Genomic DNA, 265 nt, shown 5'->3' with positions numbered 1-265 from the left:
GATATGGGTCGAACACCCCTTCGGATCGCAGCAGCCACCACCCTGGCGACGCTGTTCATCGCATCGACGGCAACCGCAGGCCACGCAGCGACCGGGGAGGTGACGCACCCCGTTCCGGTCGCGGGGACCCCCGGGCACTACATCGTGATCATGAAGGCCGATCCCCTCGCCAGCTACGAAGGCGACGTCAAGGGCCTGAAGGCGACGAAGCCCGACGAGGGCGAGCAGCTCGAGACGCAGTCGCAGGACGCGCAGCGCTACGTCA

The 265-nt window shown here is 67.5% G+C and carries 1 protein-coding gene; it reads left to right on the top strand.

The genetic code is table 11. From position 1 onward, the window contains the following. A partial coding sequence (locus L0668_RS20595) for a hypothetical protein (protein ID WP_235314605.1) occupies positions 1 to 265 on the top strand: 265 nt, incomplete at both ends.

This window comes from Paraglaciecola algarum, from assembly GCF_021532655.1.
GTDB lineage: Bacteria > Pseudomonadota > Gammaproteobacteria > Enterobacterales > Alteromonadaceae > Paraglaciecola > Paraglaciecola algarum.
This window is presented reverse-complemented; position numbering and strand designations above follow the sequence as displayed.